Here is a 17,976-nt window from a genome sequence, read left to right on the forward strand (position 1 = left end):
GGGCCCCCACCGAGCGGTGGGGGCCCTTCACACGCGTGTGGACGTCTCTCAGACCGTCCGGAACGCCAGCACCACGTTGTGCCCGCCGAACCCGAACGAGTCGTTCAGCGCGGCGATCCGGCCCTCGACCGGCAGCTTCCTGGCCTCCCCGCGCACGATGTCCGCGTTGGCCTCCGCCTCGGGGTCGAGGTTCTCGACGTTGATGGTCGGCGGCGCCACCCGGTGGTACAGGGCGAGGACGGTCGCGACGGACTCCACGCCGCCCGCGCCACCGAGGAGGTGACCGGTCATCGACTTGGTGCCGGAGACCGCCATGTGGTCGGTGTCGTCGCCGAAGACCTTGCGCAGCGCCTTCAGCTCGGCGATGTCACCGGCCGGCGTCGAGGTGGCGTGCGCGTTGACGTACACGACCTCGGCCGGGTCCAGGTCGGTGCGGTCCAGCAGGTTCTGCAGGGCGTGCGAGATGCCGCGGCCCTCCGGCTCCGGCTGCACGATGTCGTGGCTGTCGGCCGAGACGCCCTGGCCGACCGCCTCCGCGTAGACACGGGCACCGCGCCGCTCGGCGTGCTCGGCGGACTCCAGGACCAGGACGCCGGCGCCCTCACCGAGGACGAAGCCGTCGCGGGCGGTGTCGAAGGGACGCGAGGCGCCCTGCGGGTCGTCGTTGTTCTTGGACATCGCCATCATGTTGCCGAACGCGGCGATGGGCAGCGGGTGGATCGCCGCCTCCGTACCACCGGCGACGACGACGTCGGCGCGGCCGGTGCGGATCATCTCGATGGCGTAGCCGATGGCCTCCGCGCCCGAAGCGCAGGCGGAGACCGGGGTGTGCACGCCCGCACGGGCGTTCACGGCCAGACCCACGTTGGCGGACGGGCCGTTGGGCATCAGCATCGGCACGGTGTGCGGGGAGACGCGGCGGACGCCCTTCTCCTTCAGCACGTCGTACTGGTCCAGCAGGGTCGTCACGCCGCCGATGCCGGAGGCGATGACCGCACCGAGCCGGTCGGGGTCGACGGTGCCGTCCTCGCCGGCCTTGCCGGTGAAGCCGGCGTCCTTCCACGCCTCCTGCGCCGCGATCAGCGCGAACTGCGCCGAGCGGTCCAGCCGGCGGGCCTGGGGCCGCGGAATGACCTCGGAGGGTTCCACGGCGACGGGGGCGGCGATACGGACCGCCTGCTCGGCGGCCCACTCCTGCTCCAGGGGCTTGACGCCGGACTTGCCGGCGACCAGGCCCTCCCAGGTAGAGGCTGCGTCGCCACCCAGCGGTGTGGTTGCGCCGATACCGGTGACGACCACGGTGCGCTTGGTCGAGCTCACGGGAATTCTTTCTCCAACGGGATACGGATTCGTACGGCGCCACCGCCGGGTGGCGGGGCAGTCAGCCCACAGGCAGTGATCGGTAGATCAGGCCTGGTGCTTGAGGATGTAGTCGGTCGCGTCGCCGACGGTCTTGAGGTTCTTGACGTCGTCGTCCGGGATCTTGACGTCGAAGCGCTCTTCGGCGGCGACGACGACCTCGACCATGGACAGCGAGTCGACGTCCAGGTCGTCGGTGAAGGACTTGTCCAGCTGGACGTCCTCAACCGGGATGCCGGCGATCTCGTTCACGATCTCGGCGAGACCGGCGACGATCTCTTCCTGAGTGGCGGCCATGATGGCGCTCCTTCGTAGATGTTCCAGAGGGTGTGGCGGTGTGTTCCGTCCCGGACCGCATGATCCGGCACGGAGTGCCTAAGGGAGGGTAACGACCGTCGCGGCGTAGACGAGACCCGCCCCGAAGCCGATGACGAGCGCGGTGTCGCCGCTCTTGGCCTCGCCGGTCGCCAGGAGCCGCTCCATCGCGAGCGGGATCGAGGCGGCCGAGGTGTTGCCGGTGGTGCGGATGTCACGGGCGACCGTGACGTGCTCCGGCAGTTTCAGGGTCTTCACCATCGAGTCGATGATCCGCACGTTGGCCTGGTGCGGGATGAAGACGTCCAGGTCGTCCGGGGTGATCCCGGCCGCGTCCAGCGCCTGCTGGGCGACCTTCGCCATCTCGAACACGGCCCAGCGGAACACCGCCTGGCCCTCCTGCGTGATCGCAGGAAACTTCACGTTGCCCTCGCTGTCGAGGGGCAGCTCGGAGAGGTCGCCGATCCGGTAGCGGTCCCACGGCACCGTCTGCTTGATCGTTTCGGCCTTGTCGCCCTCCGAGCCCCACACGGTCGGGCCGATCGCGGGCTCCTGGGACGGGCCGACGACGACCGCGCCCGCGCCGTCACCGAAGAGGAAGGCGGTGGCCCGGTCCTCCAGGTCGGTCAGGTCGCTCAGCCGCTCGACGCCGATGACGAGCACGTACTCCGCCGAACCCTCGACGATCATGCCCTTGGCCAGGGTGAGTCCGTAGCCGAAGCCCGCGCAGCCCGCCGAGATGTCGAAGGCGGCGGCCTTGTCGGTGCCGAGCTTGTCGGCGATCTCGGTGGCGACGGCCGGGGTCTGGCTGAAGTGCGACACGGTCGAGACGACCACGGCACCGATCTGCGAGGCGTCGATCCCGGCGTCCGCGATCGCCTTGCCGGACGCCTCGATCGACATCGCCGCGACGGTCTCCTCGGGGGAGGCCCAGTGCCGTGTCTCGATGCCGGAGCGCGAGCGGATCCACTCGTCGGACGAGTCGATCTTCTCGAGGATCACCTCGTTGGGCACGATCCGGGTCGGGCGGTAGCCGCCGACCCCGAGGATGCGCGCGTACGGGGCGCCCTTGCTGGGCTTGATCTTCGACATGCTCTCGGGCTCCTTGTCAGGCGTGCTCTGCGACGAGCTCGCGGGCCGCGTCGAGGTCGGCGGGGGTCTTCAGGGCCAGGGTCTTCACGCCGGGCAGCGCACGCTTGGCCAGGCCGGTCAGCGTGCCGCCCGGGCACACCTCGATCAGCGCGGTGACGCCGAGCTCCTTGAAGGTCTCCATGCACAGGTCCCAGCGGACGGGGTTGGCGACCTGGCCGACCAGACGCTCCAGCACCTCGGTGCCGGAGGCGACGGCCTGCCCGTCCTTGTTGGAGACGTACGTCACCTTCGGGTCGGCGGGAGCGAGCGACTTGGCCGCGTCGGCCAGCTTCTCCACCGCCGGCGCCATGTGGTGCGTGTGGAAGGCACCGGCGACCTTCAGGGCGACGACCTTGCGCACGCCCTCGGGCTTGTCCTCGTTCAGCGCGGCCAGCTGCTCCACGGTGCCGGCCGCCACGATCTGACCCGCGCCGTTCACGTTCGCCGGGGTCAGACCGAGCTTCTTCAGGTGCGCCACGCTCACCTCGGGGTCGCCGCCGAGCAGCGCCGCCATGCCGGTCTCGGTCACCGCGGCGGCCTCGGCCATGGCCAGCCCCCGCTTGCGCACGAGGCCCAGCGCGGCGGTGGCGTCCAGCACGCCCGCGAAGGCGGCGGCGGTGATCTCGCCGACGCTGTGGCCCGCGACCGCTCCCGGCGCGATCTCGGAGATGTCACCGAGTGCCGCGGCGGACAGCAACCCGGCGGCGACCAGCAGCGGCTGGGCGACGGACGTGTCGCGGATCTCCTCCGCGTCGGCCTTCGTCCCGTAGTGGGCGAGGTCGAGTCCGATGGCGTCCGACCACGCGGCGACGCGGTCGGCGGCACCGGGAAGTTGGAGCCAGTCAGTCAGGAAGCCGGGCGTCTGGGCGCCCTGGCCGGGAGCGACGAGTACGAGCACTCTCACACTCTCTCTTGAGGACGGCTGCGGCCGCCCGTGGGGACAGGGACGAAGAACACGAAGGGGTTTTGTGGGCCCCTGACAAAAGCCTAGGGTTGCGGATCTCCATCGGCCAGACGCCCCAGGATGAGCGCGATCCGCAGTGTGAACGCAGACCGTACATCAGACGGCGACCATCCGGTGACGTCAGTCACACGTCGGAGCCGGTAGCGCACGGTGTTCGGGTGAACGAAGAGCATCCGGGCGGCGCCTTCGAGACTGCTCGCCTGTTCGAGATAGACGCTGAGCGTCTCCAGCAGCGCCGCCCCGGCCTCCTCCAGCGGTCTGTAGATCTCCTCCACCAACTGCTCCCGGGCAGAAGGGTCGGAGGCGATCGCGCGCTCCGGCAGCAGATCGTCCGCCAGCACCGGGCGCGGGGCGTCCTGCCAGGCGGTGCACGCCTTGAGCCCGGCGGCGGCGGCCTGCGCGGACCGGGTCGCGGCGAGCAGGTCCGGCACCACCGGCCCGGCCACCACCGGGCCCTGCGCGAACGGCCCGATCAGCGACTTCGCCACGGCCAGCGGGTTGTCGCTGCCGCCCGCGATGACCACCAGCCGGTCCCCGAGCACCCCGGTCAGCACCTGGAGCTTGGCGTGCCGGGCGGCCCGCCGGATGGCCTCCACGGTCAGCTCGGAGTCCCCGTCGGGCGCGGTGCCCAGCACCACGCACACGTGCTCGGGGGAGTTCCACCCGAGGGCGGCGGCCCGGGACACGGCGCCCTCGTCGGCCTCGCCGCTGAGCACCGCGTTCACCACCAGTGACTCCAGCCGCGCGTCCCAGGCACCGCGTGCCTCGGCGGCCTGGGCGTACACCTGGGCGGTGGCGAAGGCGATCTCGCGGGCGTACACGAGCAGCGCCTCGCGCAGCACGGACTCGTCGCCGGGAGCGGCGACCTCGTCGATCGCGGACTCCATGACCTCGATCGTGGTCCGCACCATCTCGACGGTCTGCCGCAGCGTGATCGCCCGGGTCAGCTCACGCGGAGCCGTCCCGAAGACGTCGGTGGAGATGGCCTGCGGGGCGTCCGGGTGCCGGAACCACTCGGTGAACGCGGCGATGCCCGCCTGGGCCACCAGCCCGATCCAGGAACGGTTCTCCGGGGGCATGGCCCGGTACCACGGCAGCGTCTCGTCCATCCGCGCGATCGCCTGCGCGGCGAGTGATCCGGAGGACCTCTCCAGGCGCTTCAGGGTCGCGGCATGCGGGTGGACGGCGTGCGCCGCGGGCTCGGGCTTGCTGGTTTCGGGTTCGGGCACGGGGACAAGACTGCCTTATCGGGACGGGCACCTGTGCCGCCGGGTCTACGGTGGAGGCCGTGACAGACGTACGGCGCGCCGACGAGCGCTACCCCGGAGGCGACCGCTCGGCCGGCATCGAGTCGCGCCACGCCTTCTCCTTCGGCCCCCACTACGACCCCGACAACCTCCGCTTCGGCGCCCTGATCGCCTGCAACGAGGAGCGCCTCGCTCCCGGCGCCGGCTTCGACGAGCACCCGCACAGCCACACCGAGATCGTGACGTGGGTGGTGGAGGGCGAGCTGACCCACCGGGACACCGCGGGCCACGAGACGGTCGTCCGCGCCGGGGACGTGCAGCGCCTCAGCGCGGCGGCCGGCGTCCGCCACGTCGAGCGCAACGACGGCACCACCCCGCTGACCTTCGTCCAGATGTGGCTGGCCCCCCTTTCGCCGGGCGGCGACCCGTCCTACGAGATCGTCCGCGGCATCGCCGACTCCACCCCGTACGCCGTCCCGGAGGCGGGCGCGATGCTGCACGTACGCCGCCTCGCGGCGGGGGAGCGGACGGCGGTGCCGGACGCGGGGCACGTGTACGTTCACGTCGTCCGCGGCACCGTCCGCCTGGCCGGCGAGGAACTGGGCGCGGGCGACGCGGCCCGCCTCACGGACGCCGCCGGCGTCGACGCCGTCGCGGTGACGCGGGCCGAGGTGCTGGTCTGGGAGATGCCCTAGAGCTCCGCCAGCACCGCGTCCGTGAAGGGCGGCCACGCCTCGATCGCCCAGGGGCCGAAGGCGCGGTCGGTGAGTGCGACGCAGGCGAGGCCGGCGTCGGGGTCGGTCCACAGGAACGTGCCGGACTGGCCGAAGTGGCCGAACGTGCGCGGTGAGGACGTCGAGCCCGTCCAGTGCGGGGACTTGGAGCCGCGGATCTCGAAGCCGAGCCCCCAGTCGTTGGGGTTCTGGTGGCCGTAGCCCGGCAGGACGCCCTTCGTCCCCGGGTACTGCACCGTCATCGCCTCGGCGACCGTGCGCGGGTCGAGCAGGCGCGGCGCCTGCACCTCGGCGGCGAACCGCAGCAGGTCCTCGACCGTCGAGACGCCGTCCTTCGCCGGGGAGCCGTCGAGCGCCGTCGACGTCATGCCCAGCGGCTCCAGCACCGCCTGCCGCAGGTACTCGGCGAACGGGATGTCCGTCGCCTTCGCGATGTGGTCGCCGAGCTGCTCGAAACCGGCGTTGGAGTACAGCCGCCGCTCCCCGGGCGGAGCGGTCACCCGGTGCTCGTCGAAGGCCAGCCCGGAGGTGTGCGCGAGCAGGTGGCGCACCGTCGACCCGGGCGGCCCGGCCGGCTCGTCCAGCTCGACGGCGCCCTCCTCGTAGGCGACGAGCGCGGCGTACGCCGCCAGCGGCTTGGTGACCGAGGCCAGCGGGAACCGCCGCCCGGCGGGGCCGTGCACCCCCAGCACCGTGCCGTCCGCCCGCACGACACCCGCCGCGGCGGCCGGGACCGGCCAGTTCTCGATCAACGCGAGGCTCTTCAAGGACATGCCTGTGAGCCTAAGCGGCTCAGAGGTACAGCCGCATCGAGGGGTCGGCGTCGCGCGTGAAGCCGAGGGAGGTGTACAGGGGCTCGGCGTCGGCGGACGCGGTGAGCATCACGTGCCCCGCCCCCCGCACCCGGAACCACTGCAGCAGCTCCTCCATGCACGCCCGCGCGTATCCGCGGCGCCGGGCGCCCGGGTCCGTCGCGACGCTGAAGACGTACCCGACCACCCCGTGCGGATTGCCGGCCCGGCCGATCCGGTACTCCAGCGTCCCCGCCACCAGCGCGGCCAGCGCCCCCGGCCGCTCCGGGTGGTCGACGACGAACGCCGCGAAGTCCCCGTCCGCCTCGGCGAGCCTCGCCCGCAGGACCGGCAGGGACTGGGCGTGCCAGTCGGTGGACGCGGGCGACCGCCCCATCGCATCGATCATCACCTGACGCAGACGCAGCACTTCCTCCGCGTCCTCGGGCACCGCGCGGCGTACGAGACTCATGTCCCGCACGCTAGCCGTTCCCTCGCCTCCTGCGCTTGCCTGGAGTGCACTCCAAGGTCATAGCGTGGAGGCATGACGGTGATGCAGACCACGGCCGCGACCACCCGGCCGAACGCCACCAGAACCGACATCTGCTCCGGCCCGCCCCGGCGCCACCCGCGCCCCGACGGCCAGGACCGCTACACCATCAGCGAGGTCGCCGCCTTCACCGGACTTTCGGCGCACACCCTGCGCTGGTACGAGCGGATCGGGCTGATGTCCCACATCGACCGCTCGCACACCGGGCAGCGCCGCTACAGCAACCGCGACCTCGACTGGCTCGACCTCGTGGGCAAGCTGCGCCTGACCGGGATGCCGGTCGCCGACATGGTCCGGTACGCGGAGCTGGTGCGCGAGGGCGAGAGCACGTACTCCGACCGGCGTGAGCTGCTGGAGGCGACCCGCCGAGACGTGCTGGCGCGGATCGCGGAGCTCCAGGACACGCTCGCCGTGCTCGACCGGAAGATCAGTTTCTACGGGGACGCGGGACGCGCCCGCGAAGGGGAGAGGACCCGATGACCGACAGCAGGATCCCGACGGTGCGGCTCGGCCAGGACGGCCCCGAAGTGGGCGTCCAGGGCCTCGGCTGCATGGGCATGAGCTTCGCCTACGGCCCGTCGGACGCGGGTCAGTCGCGGGCGACCCTGGAACGGGCGCTGGAGCTGGGCGTCACGCTCTACGACACGGCCGACGCCTACGGCGCGGGGGAGAACGAGCGGTTCCTGTCGCCGTTCTTCAAGGCGCACCGCGACGAGGTCGTCGTCGCCACCAAGTTCGCCCTGGCGATCCCGCCGGACGACCCGACCAGGCGGATCATCCGCAACGACCCGCCGTACATCCGCCAGGCCGTCGAGGCGAGCCTGGAGCGGCTGGACATCGACGTGATCGACCTCTACTACATGCACCGGCGCGACGTGAACGTGCCGATCGAGGAGACCGTCGCCGTCATGGCCGACCTGGTCCGCGAGGGCAAGGTCAAGCACCTCGGGCTGAGCGAGGTCACGGGCGACGAGCTGCGCGCCGCGCAGGCCGTGCACCCCATCGCCGCCGTGCAGTCGGAGTGGTCGCTGTTCAGCCGGGACATCGAGGCGGGCGTGGTGCCGGCGGCCCGTGAGCTGGGCGTGGCCCTCGTGCCGTACTCGCCGCTCGGCCGGGGCTTCCTCACCGGCTCCTTCACCAACGCCGACACCGATCTGACGGACGACGACTTCCGCCGTCAGCAGCCCCGGTTCACCGGCGACAACGCGGCGGCCAACGCGGCCCTGCTGGAGCCGGTCCGCGCGGTCGCCGAGGCCCACGGTGCCACGCCCGGCCAGATCGCGCTGGCCTGGGCCCAGCAGCGGGCGGCGGTGCACGGCCTGCCGGTCGTTCCGATCCCGGGCACCAGGAAGCCGGCCCGCGTCGAGGAGAACACGGCGGCGACGAGGATCGTCCTGACGGAGGACCAGCTCGCCCTGCTGGAACCGATCGCGGGCAAGGTGGCGGGCGACCGGTACGCGGACATGACGTTCACCTCGGCGGGCAGGGAGCCGAACAGCCAGGAAGGCTAGAGCTCCGCCAGCAACTCCGCCTTCTTCGAGGAGAACTCCTCGTCCGTCACCAGGCCCGCCTGGTGGAGCTCCCCGAGGTGGCGGATCCGCTCGGCGATGTCCGCCGGGTCGCGCCGCGGCGCCGGCACCGGCACCGCGGCCACCGCCCCGGCCCGCCGCACGGCGGCGAGCACGGCCGCCGCGAACGGCAGTGACTCGTGCACCGGCCCGTACCCGAGCCCGAACACGACCGACGCCGGGTCCTGGTCGGCCTGCACGGCCGGCGCCACCGCGTCGCGCGGCAGCAGCCGCAGGTACCCCTCGAAGACCTCGGGGCTGCGCCACTCCACCCCGCCCAGGCCGGCGACCGGGAAGCTCTGGTCGCCGGCCTTCCACTTGGCCGACGACGCGCCCGTCCAGGACCACCGGAAGGACACCGACGTGCCGTCGAAGGACGCCTTCCCGTCGTACGCCTTGAAGTGCAGCGGCGCCTCGGGCGCGGCGACGAGGAACCGCTCGGCCGGCCGGCCGGGCTCGGTCAGCCGCGCTCGCAGCTCGTCGGCGTAGTACTCCGCGAGTGTCTCCCGCTCGGCGGGCACCACCAGCCGGTACGGGTCGCAGTGCTCCTTCAGCTGCCCGGCCGCCGCCTCCATCAGCGGATCGGCGCCCGGGCGGGGTTCGGCGCGCAGCACGACGGTGCCGCGTCTGCCGGGCGTCAGCGTCACCCCGGCGATCGCCTCCAGCGGGATGCGGCGTTCCCCGAGTGCCTGGAAGAGCTTGGGTGTTCGAATCCCCCGTTCGTAACGGATGAGCACGGAGTCGGACTCGAACTCCCAGGCGGCATGAAATCCGGCCAGTACGTCACCCATGCGGCTCATCGTATGCGGCACGAGCTCCTTCGTCCCCTCCCCGTGCAAACCGGAGTTTCTGCGCCTCTACGCGCGTCAGGCCGTCGCCGCTGCGGACAAACCCGCCCGGCATGTGTCGTCTTCGTCGGCGCAGTCCAGCGAGTGGTATGCGCCAACGCCGATCTCGGCGAAGTTCCGCAGGCTCTCCGTGCCCGGCACGAAGTAGCCGCTGTGTCCCTTTGCGCCGCGCGCCGACAGCAGCCGTGCCCCGAACGCGGCGGACACCGGGTCGGCGCCGTGCCCCAGCCCCCCGACCTCCAGGTACGGCACGTCCTGGATCCAGTCGTCGGCGTCCCGCATGGCCCACACCCGCGCGGAGGTGCGCAGCTGGGAGGCCTTCTCCACGCGCATGCCGGGGCTGCCGGCCACCGCTATGTCGGTCACCCGCCCGGGCAGTCCGTGCGCCGCGAGGCCGCACACCACGGAGCCGTAGCTGTGGCAGAACAGCGAGACCGGGGCGTTGCCGGGCAGCGCCCGCAGCAGTCCGTTCAGGCGGATCGCGCCGTCCGCGGCGCGCGTCGCCGTGGCCGCGTCCATGCCGAGCCCGCTGGGGGCGGTGTAGTCGGCCCAGGCGATCACGGCCGTACCCGTGGCGGGGCTCGCCGCGCGTTCGGCGCGGTACAGGGCCTCGGCCATGCCGACGGGCGCCGCGTACTTGCGTCGGGTGCGCTGGAAGGTGAGCAGCTCGGTGTCCGCGCCGGGCACGACGACGGACACGCGGTCGGCGCGGTCCAGCTTCCCGAACACCTCGGCGACCCTGCCCGGGCCCTCCGGGTCGAAGGCGAGGATGTGGCGGCCCGGTCTCAGCAGCGACTCGTAGCGGCGCATGCGGCGGTCCGCCTCCTGCTGTCCGGCGGGGGAGAGGCGGCTGTCGTGGGTGCGTTGCCGCTCGACCGTGCGCGCCTCGCGCAGCGCGACACGGTTGGCCCGGTAGCGCAGCTCGACGGGGGCGCCGTTCATGTTCCCGACGGCGAGGGGATAGCGGTGGGCGAGGCTCAGCCGCTGCCGCTCGGTGAGCGAGGCGAAGAAGCGGGCGAGCCGGGCCGGAGCGGCGTGCGGGTCGGGCAGTGCTCGTCCGTCGATCCGGCCGCGTTCCCAGGCGCTGACCGAGGCCTGGAGGGCCGTGGTTCCCCGCTGGTGGCGCAGGGCGGTCCAGCCGGTGGTCGCCAGCATCACGAACACCACGGCCAGGGCGAGCAGAGCGCGCCAGACGTTCAGTTGCGGGGAGGTGTCGAAGGAAGTCACTGGGAGGACACACTAGGAGAACGGGAGGGTCTCGCGTGAACCAAGTGACGCGTATCACGTTTCGTTCACGCGGTACGGGGATCAGTCCGTCCGCCAGCTCCCGGTCAACGCCGGTTCCACCTGGTCGAGGTAGGCGGTGTTCAGCTGGCGCAGCGCGGCGAGACTGACGTCGTCACCGGCGGACCAGATCCGTTCCGTGACCCGGATCACCGCGCCGAAGACGGCCACGACCACCCGCGGCCGCGGGTCCGCGTCCACGTCGAGGTGCTCGCGGTCGGCGATGACGCGCGCGATCCGCTCCTCCAGCTCCGTCGCGCGCCGCAGATGGGCGGCGAGCAGGGCGGGCGTCGACTCGATCACCCGGTAGAAGCGCATGTGGAGTTCGAGCGGGACCAGCTGCTCGATGGCCTCCCCGATGGTGTCCCAGCTCTCCACGAGGGACTGGCGCAGCGCGTCCAGCGGCGCCTCGCCGGGCGGCCGGCGGCGCACGGCGTCGACGAAGTGCGACTCCGCGAGCCGCGAGACGAAGAACGCCGCCTCCTCCTTGCTGGCGAAGTAGCGGAAGAAGGTGCGCTGCGAGACCTCGGCGGCATCCGCGATGTCGTCGACGGTCGTCGCCTCGTATCCCTGCTCGGTGAACAGTTCGAGGGCCGATCGCAGCAACGTGTCCCGGGTGCGCTGCTTCTTGCGTTCGCGCAGGCCCGGCCGGGGGACCGGCTGCCCGTTCCCCGCTGTCACCGCCGTGTCCGCCATCTTCAAAGGGTCGCTCCTCGCTACCGTTTTCGCAGTTCAGGCTATACGGAGATGTCCTGTCAGTTACCGACTAGTGAATTGGTTTGTCAATTGTCAGTGACTGTCACTAGCCTCGAACGCATGACTAGTCAGACCACCATCGACAAGACGGGGTCGGGGGGCGCCCCATCCACCCCGTCGGGCTCGGCGCCGGCCACGGGGTTGCGCGGCCACCCGTGGTTCACCCTCATCACCGTCGCCGTCGGGGTCATGATGGTGGCCCTTGACGGCACCATCGTGGCCATCGCCAACCCGGCCATCGCGCAGGACCTGCACGCCAGCTTCGCCGACGTGCAGTGGATCACCAACGCCTACTTCCTCGCCCTCGCGGTCTCCCTGATCACCGCGGGCAAGCTCGGCGACCGCTTCGGGCACCGGCAGACCTTCCTCATCGGCGTGGTCGGCTTCGCCGCCGCGTCCGGGGCCATCGGCCTGTCCGACACCATTCCGCTGGTCGTCACCTTCCGGGTCTTCCAGGGCCTGTTCGGCGCGCTGCTGATGCCGGCCGCGCTCGGCCTGCTGCGGGCCACCTTCCCGGCCGAGAAGCTCAACATGGCCATCGGCATCTGGGGCATGGTCATCGGCGCGTCCACGGCGGGCGGCCCGATCCTCGGCGGTGTGCTGGTCGAGCACGTCAACTGGCAGTCCGTGTTCTTCATCAACGTGCCGGTGGGCATCGTCGCCGTCGTCCTCGGCGTCATGATCCTGCTCGACCACCGCGCCGAGAACGCGCCGCGCTCCTTCGACGTCCTCGGCATCGCCCTGCTCTCCGCCGCGATGTTCTGCCTCGTCTGGGCGCTCATCAAGGCCCCCGAGTGGGGCTGGGGCGACGGCAAGACGTGGCTGTTCATCGCCGCCTCCGTCGCCGGCTTCGCCCTGTTCGCCTTCTGGGAGACGAAGGTGAAGGAGCCGCTGATCCCGCTGGCGCTGTTCCGCTCGGTGCCGCTGTCGGCGGGTGTCGTCCTGATGGTCCTGATGGCCATCGCCTTCATGGGCGGCCTGTTCTTCGTCACCTTCTACCTGCAGAACGTGCACGGCATGAGCCCGGTCGACGCCGGCCTGCACCTGCTGCCCCTCACCGGCATGATGATCGTCGGCTCCCCGCTCGCCGGCGCGCTGATCACCAAGGCCGGGCCGCGCATCCCGCTCGCGGGCGGCATGGCGTTCACCGCGCTGGCCATGTACGGGATGTCCACGCTGGAGAAGGGCACGGGCAGCGGCGTCATGTCGCTCTGGTTCGCCCTGCTGGGCCTCGGGCTCGCGCCCGTCATGGTCGGCGCCACCGAGGTCATCGTCGGCAACGCGCCGATGGAGCTGTCGGGCGTGGCCGGCGGCCTCCAGCAGGCGGCGATGCAGATCGGCGGCAGCCTGGGTACGGCGGTGCTGGGTGCCGTCATGGCCTCCAAGGTCGACAACGACCTGGCGGGCAACTGGGCGGACGCGGGGCTGCCGAAGCTGACCCCGGAGCAGCTGGGCCAGGCATCCGAGGCGGTCCAGGTCGGTGTGGCGCCGGTCACGAAGGACATGCCGGAGCAGCTGGCGGCCAAGGTCACCGAGGTCGCCCACGACACGTTCATCTCCGGCATGAGCCTGGCGTCGCTCGTCGCCGCCGGGGTCGCGGCCGTGGCCGTCCTGGTCGCGTTCCTCACCAAGCGCGGTGCGAACGCGGAGGCCGGTGCGGGCGTGGGCCACATCTGACGGGCCCCGTCACCCGTTCGCTCATCAGGGTGACGGCACCGGCGAACCCGCCCCTCCGGCGGGCGTCGCAGGTGACAGTGGGTCATGCCCTCCGCAGAGCATGGAGGGCGAGAGGCTGCGGCGCGCTGCCGGAGGGGGGCGGCGCGCCCGCGGCACACAAGGGCCGGAGCGCTACTCGGCAGTGGCGGAGGCGGACGCAGCGGCGGAGCCGGGCGCAGTGACCGAGTCGGGCGCAGCCGCGGGGCCGGGCACAGTGACGGAGTCGGGCGCAGCCGCGGAGGTGGGCGCAGGAGGCGTCCCCCGCAACTCCGCGACCTCCGCCCGCAGGGACCGGACCTCCTCCGTCAGCGCGCGGATCGCCTCCGTCTGCCGCCGCTCCTCCACGTCGTCCTTCTCGAACCGTGCGATGAACCACGCGGCGATGTTCGCCGTCACCACACCCAGCAACGCGATCCCGGACAGCATCAGCCCCACGGCCAGGATCCGGCCCATCCCGGTCGTCGGCGCGTGATCCCCGTACCCCACGGTCGTCATCGTCGTGAAGGACCACCACACGGCGTCACCCAGCGTCCGGATGTTCCCGCCCGGCGCGTCCCGCTCCACCGACAGCACGGCGAGCGAACCGAACATCAGCAGCCCCACCACGGCCCCGGCGACATACGTCGTCAGCCGGATCTGCGAGGCCATCCGCGCCCGCCGGCCCACCAGCATCAGCGTCGAGACCAGCCGCAGCAGCCTGAGCGGCTGGAGCAGCGGCAGGGCGACCGCGCACAGGTCCAGCCAGTGCGTACGGACGAACCGCTTCCGGTCGTCGGTCAGCCCCAGCCGCACCAGGTAGTCCGCCGCGAACGCCCCCCACACCACCCACTCGACCACCGCGCAGGCCACATTCACGGTCCGGCTCGTGGAGCTGTCCACGATCGGCACGGCGTAGGCGACGGCGAAGAGCACGGCCAGCGCCAGCAGCGGCCGCTGGGTGCGCCGCTCCCAGCGCACCTGTGCCGTTCGTTCCTCTATGCCCGCGTCCATGCCCCGCATCGTAAGGACACGGGGCGCGCACCGCGTACCGCGGCGTACGCGGTGCGCCCTGCGCCCTACGCCTCGCCGCCCGCGACCCCCGGCTCGGCCGCCGTCACGTCGAGCAGCCGGTAGCGGTCGACGGCCTGCTTCAGCACCGACCGGTCGACCTTGCCCTCCCGGGCCAGCTCGGTCAGCACCGCCACCACGATCGACTGCGCGTCGATGTGGAAGAAGCGGCGGGCCGCGCCGCGCGTGTCCGCGAAGCCGAAGCCGTCGGCACCCAGCGACTGGTACGACCCCGGCACCCACCGCGCGATCTGGTCCGGCACCGACCGCATCCAGTCGGACACCGCCACGAACGGCCCCTGGGCACCGGCCAGCTTGCGGGTGACGTACGGCACCTGCTGCTCCTCCTCGGGGTGCAGCAGGTTGTGCTCCTCGCACGCCACCGCATCGCGCCGCAGCTCGTTCCAGGAGGTCGCCGACCACACGTCGGCGCGCACGTTCCACTCCTCGGCCAGCATCCGCTGCGCCTCCACCGCCCACGGGACCGCGACACCGGACGCCATGATCTGCGCCGGGATCGAGCCTCCGGTGCCCTCGCTGAAGCGGTGGATGCCCTTGAGGATGCCCTCGACGTCCACGTTCGCCGGTTCGGCCGGGTGCTGGATCGGCTCGTTGTAGACGGTGAGGTAGTAGAAGACGTCCTCGCCGTGCGGGTGCTCCTCGTCCGCGCCGTACATCCGGCGCAGACCGTCCTTCACGATGTGCGCGATCTCGAAGCCGAACGCCGGGTCGTAGGCCACGCACGCGGGGTTGGTCGACGCGAGCAGCTGCGAGTGGCCGTCGGCGTGCTGCAGCCCCTCACCGGTCAGCGTCGTGCGCCCGGCGGTCGCACCCAGCACGAAACCGCGCGCCAACTGGTCGGCCATCTGCCAGAACTGGTCGCCGGTGCGCTGGAAACCGAACATCGAGTAGAAGACGTAGACCGGGATCAGCGGCTCGCCGTGCGTGGCGTACGCCGAGCCGGCCGCGATCAGCGAGGCTGTGCAGCCGGCCTCCGAGATGCCGTCGTGCAGCATCTGCCCGTTCGGCGCCTCCTTGTAGGCGAGCAGCAGATCCCGGTCGACGGACTCGTACTGCTGCCCGAGCGGGTTGTAGATCTTCGCGCTCGGGAAGAAGGAGTCCATGCCGAACGTGCGGTACTCGTCCGGCGCGATCAGTACGAAACGCCTGCCGATCTCCTTGTCCCGCATGAGGTCCTTCAGCAGACGCACAAAGGCCATCGTCGTCGCGATGGACTGCTGGCCCGACCCCTTCTTCACGGTCGCGTACGCCTTGTCGTCCGGCAGGGCGAGCGGCTTCGACCGCACGACCCGGGTCGGGACGTACCCGCCCAGGCTCTTGCGGCGGTCGTGCATGTACTGCATCTCCTCCGTCTGCCGGCCCGGGTGGTAGTACGGCGGCGGGCCGGACTCCAGCTCCCGGTCGGAGATGGGCAGGTGCAGCCGGTCGCGGAAGCGCTTGAGGTCGTCGACCGTCAGCTTCTTCATCTGGTGCGTGGCGTTGCGGCCCTCGAAGTTCGGCCCGAGCGTCCAGCCCTTGACCGTCTTGGCGAGGATGACCGTCGGCTGCCCCTTGTGCTCGACGGCCGCCTTGTACGCGGCGTAGATCTTCCGGTGGTCGTGTCCGCCGCGGCCCAGGTGCAGGATCTGGTCGTCGGTCATGTTCTCGACCATCGCGCGCAGCCGGTGGTCGTCGCCGAAGAAGTGCCTGCGGATGTAGGCGCCGGACTCGGTGGCGTACGTCTGGAACTGGCCGTCCGGCGTGGTGTTCATCCGGTTGACCAGCACGCCGTCCCGGTCCTGCGCGAGCAGCGGGTCCCAGGTGCGGTCCCACACCAGCTTGATCACGTTCCAGCCGGCGCCGCGGAAGATCGACTCCAGCTCCTGGATGATCTTGCCGTTGCCGCGCACCGGTCCGTCCAGGCGCTGCAGGTTGCAGTTGACGACGAAGGTCAGGTTGTCCAGGCCCTCCCGGGCGGCGATGGACAGCTGGCCCAGCGACTCCGGTTCGTCCATCTCGCCGTCGCCGAGGAACGCCCACACGTGCGACCGGGACGTGTCGGCGATCCCGCGCGCGTGCATGTAGCGGTTCATCCGCGCCTGGTAGATCGCGGCGATCGGGCCGAGGCCCATCGACACCGTCGGGAACTCCCAGAACCCCGGCATCGACCGCGGGTGCGGGTACGAGGACAGGGCGTACGGCGCCTTCGACTTCTCCTGCCGGAACCCGTCCAGGTGCTGCTCGCTCAGCCGGTCCAGCAGGTACGCGCGCGCGTAGATGCCCGGCGAGGCGTGGCCCTGGAAGAAGACCTGGTCACCGCCGTCGCCCTCGTCCTTGCCGCGGAAGAAGTGGTTGAAGCCCACGTCGTACAGGGAGGCGGACGAGGCGAAGGTCGCGATGTGGCCGCCGACGCCGATACCGGGCCGCTGCGCGCGCGAGACCATCACGGCGGCGTTCCAGCGGGTGGCGTTGAGGATCTTCCGCTCGATCTCCTCGTTGCCCGGGAAGAACGGCTCGCTCTTGGTCGGGATGGTGTTGACGTAGTCCGTGCTGCGCATCTCGGGCACGGCCACGCGCCGCTCGCGGGCCCGCTCGATCAGCCGCAGCATCAGATAGCGGGCCCGCTCCCGGCCCCGCTCGTCGACGGCGGCGTCGAGGGAGTCGAGCCACTCCTGCGTCTCCTCCGGGTCGAAGTCAGGAACCTGACTCGGAAGGCCGCCAATGATGATCGGATTGCGATCGGATGCGGAAGCCACGCTGTTCCTTCGCTGTCGGAGGGCCACTTTTGCCGGAACTGTCTGCGCCGCTCCCCATGGTCTACCTCGCGGGGGCAAACGTCATCTGTACCGTGGGGTAACCGGTCCCCTCCCGGGAGGCCGGGGCAAGTTCATTCGAGTCTCGTACCCATGCATGGTTCCCAAATACGCAAACGGGGCAGAAGGGTGTGGTGTACGTCACCTTCGGTGTGGACGGCATGGCTGGAGTTGCGGCGACACGGCCGGGATCGTCACCGTTTCGGCGGTCCCAGTCGCCGGGTACTTGCGCGATCCGCCCCGCCCGTGTGGACTACGGCCAATGCTTCGCGCACGCGCGTGGCTGAGATATTCACCAAGACATGATCAGGAGGCAACCCGTGAGCGCGACCGCGGACCACGCGGAGGAGCGGACGAACCCTGCCGTCAGGCTGGGGTTCCAGCCCGGGCAGGTGGTCCAGGAGATCGGCTACGACGACGACGTCGACCAGGAGCTTCGCGAGGCCATCGAAGGTGCCGTCGAGGGCGAGCTGGTGGACGAGGACTACGAGGACGTGGCCGACGCCGTCGTGCTCTGGTTCCGTGACGACGACGGCGACCTGACGGATGCGCTGGTGGATGCCACCACGTACATCGAAGAGGGCGGCGCGATCCTGCTCCTCACGCCGAAGACCGGCCGTTCGGGCTACGTCGAGCCCAGCGACATCTCCGAAGCCGCGACGACGGCGGGGCTGACGGCGTCCAAGAGCGTCAGCGTCGGAAAGGACTGGAGCGGCAGCCGGCTGGCGACGCCCAAGGCCGCCAAGTCCAAGCGGTAGCCCCGCAGGGCGGCTTCGCCCCCGGACACCGGACGGGCCGGCCTGGACCGGCCCGTCCGAGGACCCGTGGTGATCCCTGCGTAGGGTGTTCCCAG

Annotated in this window: 17 protein-coding genes; 5 read left to right on the forward strand and 12 right to left on the reverse strand. The window is 71.3% G+C overall.

The features are described from left to right. Positions 1–48: 48 nt before the first annotated feature. The 5 genes from fabF to fasR all read right to left on the reverse strand — a co-directional run bounded on the left by fabF (position 49) and on the right by fasR (position 4,998). Positions 49–1,320, reverse strand: coding sequence for a beta-ketoacyl-ACP synthase II (gene fabF / locus H0H10_RS00570; protein WP_188178783.1), 1,272 nt, complete (start codon positions 1,318–1,320; stop codon positions 49–51). An 87-nt stretch (positions 1,321–1,407) separates the two neighbouring features. Continuing rightward, on the reverse strand, positions 1,408–1,656 hold the full coding sequence (locus H0H10_RS00575) for an acyl carrier protein (protein ID WP_004931691.1): 249 nt from the start codon (positions 1,654–1,656) through the stop codon (positions 1,408–1,410). 78 nt (positions 1,657–1,734) lie between these two features. Beyond that, positions 1,735–2,766: a ketoacyl-ACP synthase III gene (locus H0H10_RS00580; RefSeq protein WP_188178784.1), complete on the reverse strand. Its 1,032-nt coding sequence runs from the start codon at positions 2,764–2,766 to the stop codon at positions 1,735–1,737. Between the two features lie 16 nt (positions 2,767–2,782). Further along, the gene (locus H0H10_RS00585; protein ID WP_188178785.1) at positions 2,783–3,703 is read right to left on the reverse strand and encodes an ACP S-malonyltransferase; all 921 of its coding nucleotides are present in this window, start codon (positions 3,701–3,703) and stop codon (positions 2,783–2,785) included. An 89-nt stretch (positions 3,704–3,792) separates the two neighbouring features. Further along, positions 3,793–4,998: a fatty acid biosynthesis transcriptional regulator FasR gene (gene fasR / locus H0H10_RS00590; protein WP_188178786.1), complete on the reverse strand. Its 1,206-nt coding sequence runs from the start codon at positions 4,996–4,998 to the stop codon at positions 3,793–3,795. Positions 4,999–5,057: 59 nt separating this feature from the next. Between fasR and H0H10_RS00595 the strand changes: the two genes are divergently transcribed. Beyond that, entirely contained in the window at positions 5,058–5,711 is a 654-nt protein-coding gene (locus tag H0H10_RS00595; protein ID WP_188178787.1) for a pirin family protein, read from the forward strand. On the opposite strand, the gene H0H10_RS00600 is transcribed toward H0H10_RS00595, so the two are convergent. Further along, complete coding sequence (locus H0H10_RS00600; protein WP_188178788.1) at positions 5,708–6,523, reverse strand: serine hydrolase domain-containing protein; 816 nt, start codon at positions 6,521–6,523, stop codon at positions 5,708–5,710. The genes H0H10_RS00595 and H0H10_RS00600 overlap by 4 nt on opposite strands. A gap of 19 nt (positions 6,524–6,542) precedes the next feature. Then, positions 6,543–7,013, reverse strand: a complete 471-nt coding sequence (locus tag H0H10_RS00605; RefSeq protein WP_188178789.1) for a GNAT family N-acetyltransferase — start codon at positions 7,011–7,013, stop codon at positions 6,543–6,545. A gap of 72 nt (positions 7,014–7,085) precedes the next feature. On the opposite strand from H0H10_RS00605, the gene H0H10_RS00610 reads away from it, so the two are divergent. Further along, a complete protein-coding gene (locus tag H0H10_RS00610) occupies positions 7,086–7,571 on the forward strand; it encodes a MerR family transcriptional regulator (protein WP_188178790.1) in 486 nt (161 codons plus the stop codon). Beyond that, positions 7,568–8,602: an aldo/keto reductase gene (locus H0H10_RS00615; protein ID WP_188178791.1), complete on the forward strand. Its 1,035-nt coding sequence runs from the start codon at positions 7,568–7,570 to the stop codon at positions 8,600–8,602. Before H0H10_RS00610 ends, H0H10_RS00615 begins: the two co-directional genes overlap by 4 nt. Here the strand turns inward: H0H10_RS00615 and H0H10_RS00620 are convergent. From H0H10_RS00620 to H0H10_RS00630, 3 genes are all read right to left on the reverse strand, one after another. After that, a complete protein-coding gene (locus H0H10_RS00620) occupies positions 8,599–9,450 on the reverse strand; it encodes a DUF4429 domain-containing protein (protein ID WP_188178792.1) in 852 nt (283 codons plus the stop codon). The genes H0H10_RS00615 and H0H10_RS00620 overlap by 4 nt on opposite strands. 75 nt (positions 9,451–9,525) lie before the next feature. Next, positions 9,526–10,734: an alpha/beta hydrolase gene (locus H0H10_RS00625; protein ID WP_188178793.1), complete on the reverse strand. Its 1,209-nt coding sequence runs from the start codon at positions 10,732–10,734 to the stop codon at positions 9,526–9,528. Between the two features lie 81 nt (positions 10,735–10,815). After that, complete coding sequence (locus tag H0H10_RS00630) at positions 10,816–11,487, reverse strand: TetR family transcriptional regulator (protein ID WP_188178794.1); 672 nt, start codon at positions 11,485–11,487, stop codon at positions 10,816–10,818. A gap of 120 nt (positions 11,488–11,607) precedes the next feature. Here H0H10_RS00630 and H0H10_RS00635 point away from each other — a divergent pair, with 120 nt between their 5' ends. Beyond that, on the forward strand, positions 11,608–13,224 hold the full coding sequence (locus H0H10_RS00635; RefSeq protein WP_188178795.1) for an MFS transporter: 1,617 nt from the start codon (positions 11,608–11,610) through the stop codon (positions 13,222–13,224). Between the two features lie 171 nt (positions 13,225–13,395). On the opposite strand, the gene H0H10_RS00640 is transcribed toward H0H10_RS00635, so the two are convergent. Together H0H10_RS00640 and aceE are read right to left on the reverse strand one after the other, a co-directional pair. Beyond that, a complete protein-coding gene (locus H0H10_RS00640; protein ID WP_223179176.1) occupies positions 13,396–14,253 on the reverse strand; it encodes a potassium channel family protein in 858 nt (285 codons plus the stop codon). Between the two features lie 65 nt (positions 14,254–14,318). Further along, a complete protein-coding gene (aceE, locus tag H0H10_RS00645) occupies positions 14,319–17,066 on the reverse strand; it encodes a pyruvate dehydrogenase (acetyl-transferring), homodimeric type (RefSeq protein ID WP_188178796.1) in 2,748 nt (915 codons plus the stop codon). A gap of 377 nt (positions 17,067–17,443) precedes the next feature. On the opposite strand from aceE, the gene H0H10_RS00650 reads away from it, so the two are divergent. Beyond that, positions 17,444–17,881: a DUF3052 domain-containing protein gene (locus H0H10_RS00650; RefSeq protein ID WP_188178797.1), complete on the forward strand. Its 438-nt coding sequence runs from the start codon at positions 17,444–17,446 to the stop codon at positions 17,879–17,881. The last annotated feature ends 95 nt before the right edge of the window (positions 17,882–17,976 follow it).

This window comes from Streptomyces griseicoloratus (assembly GCF_014534645.1).
GTDB classification, from domain to species: domain Bacteria; phylum Actinomycetota; class Actinomycetes; order Streptomycetales; family Streptomycetaceae; genus Streptomyces; species Streptomyces griseicoloratus.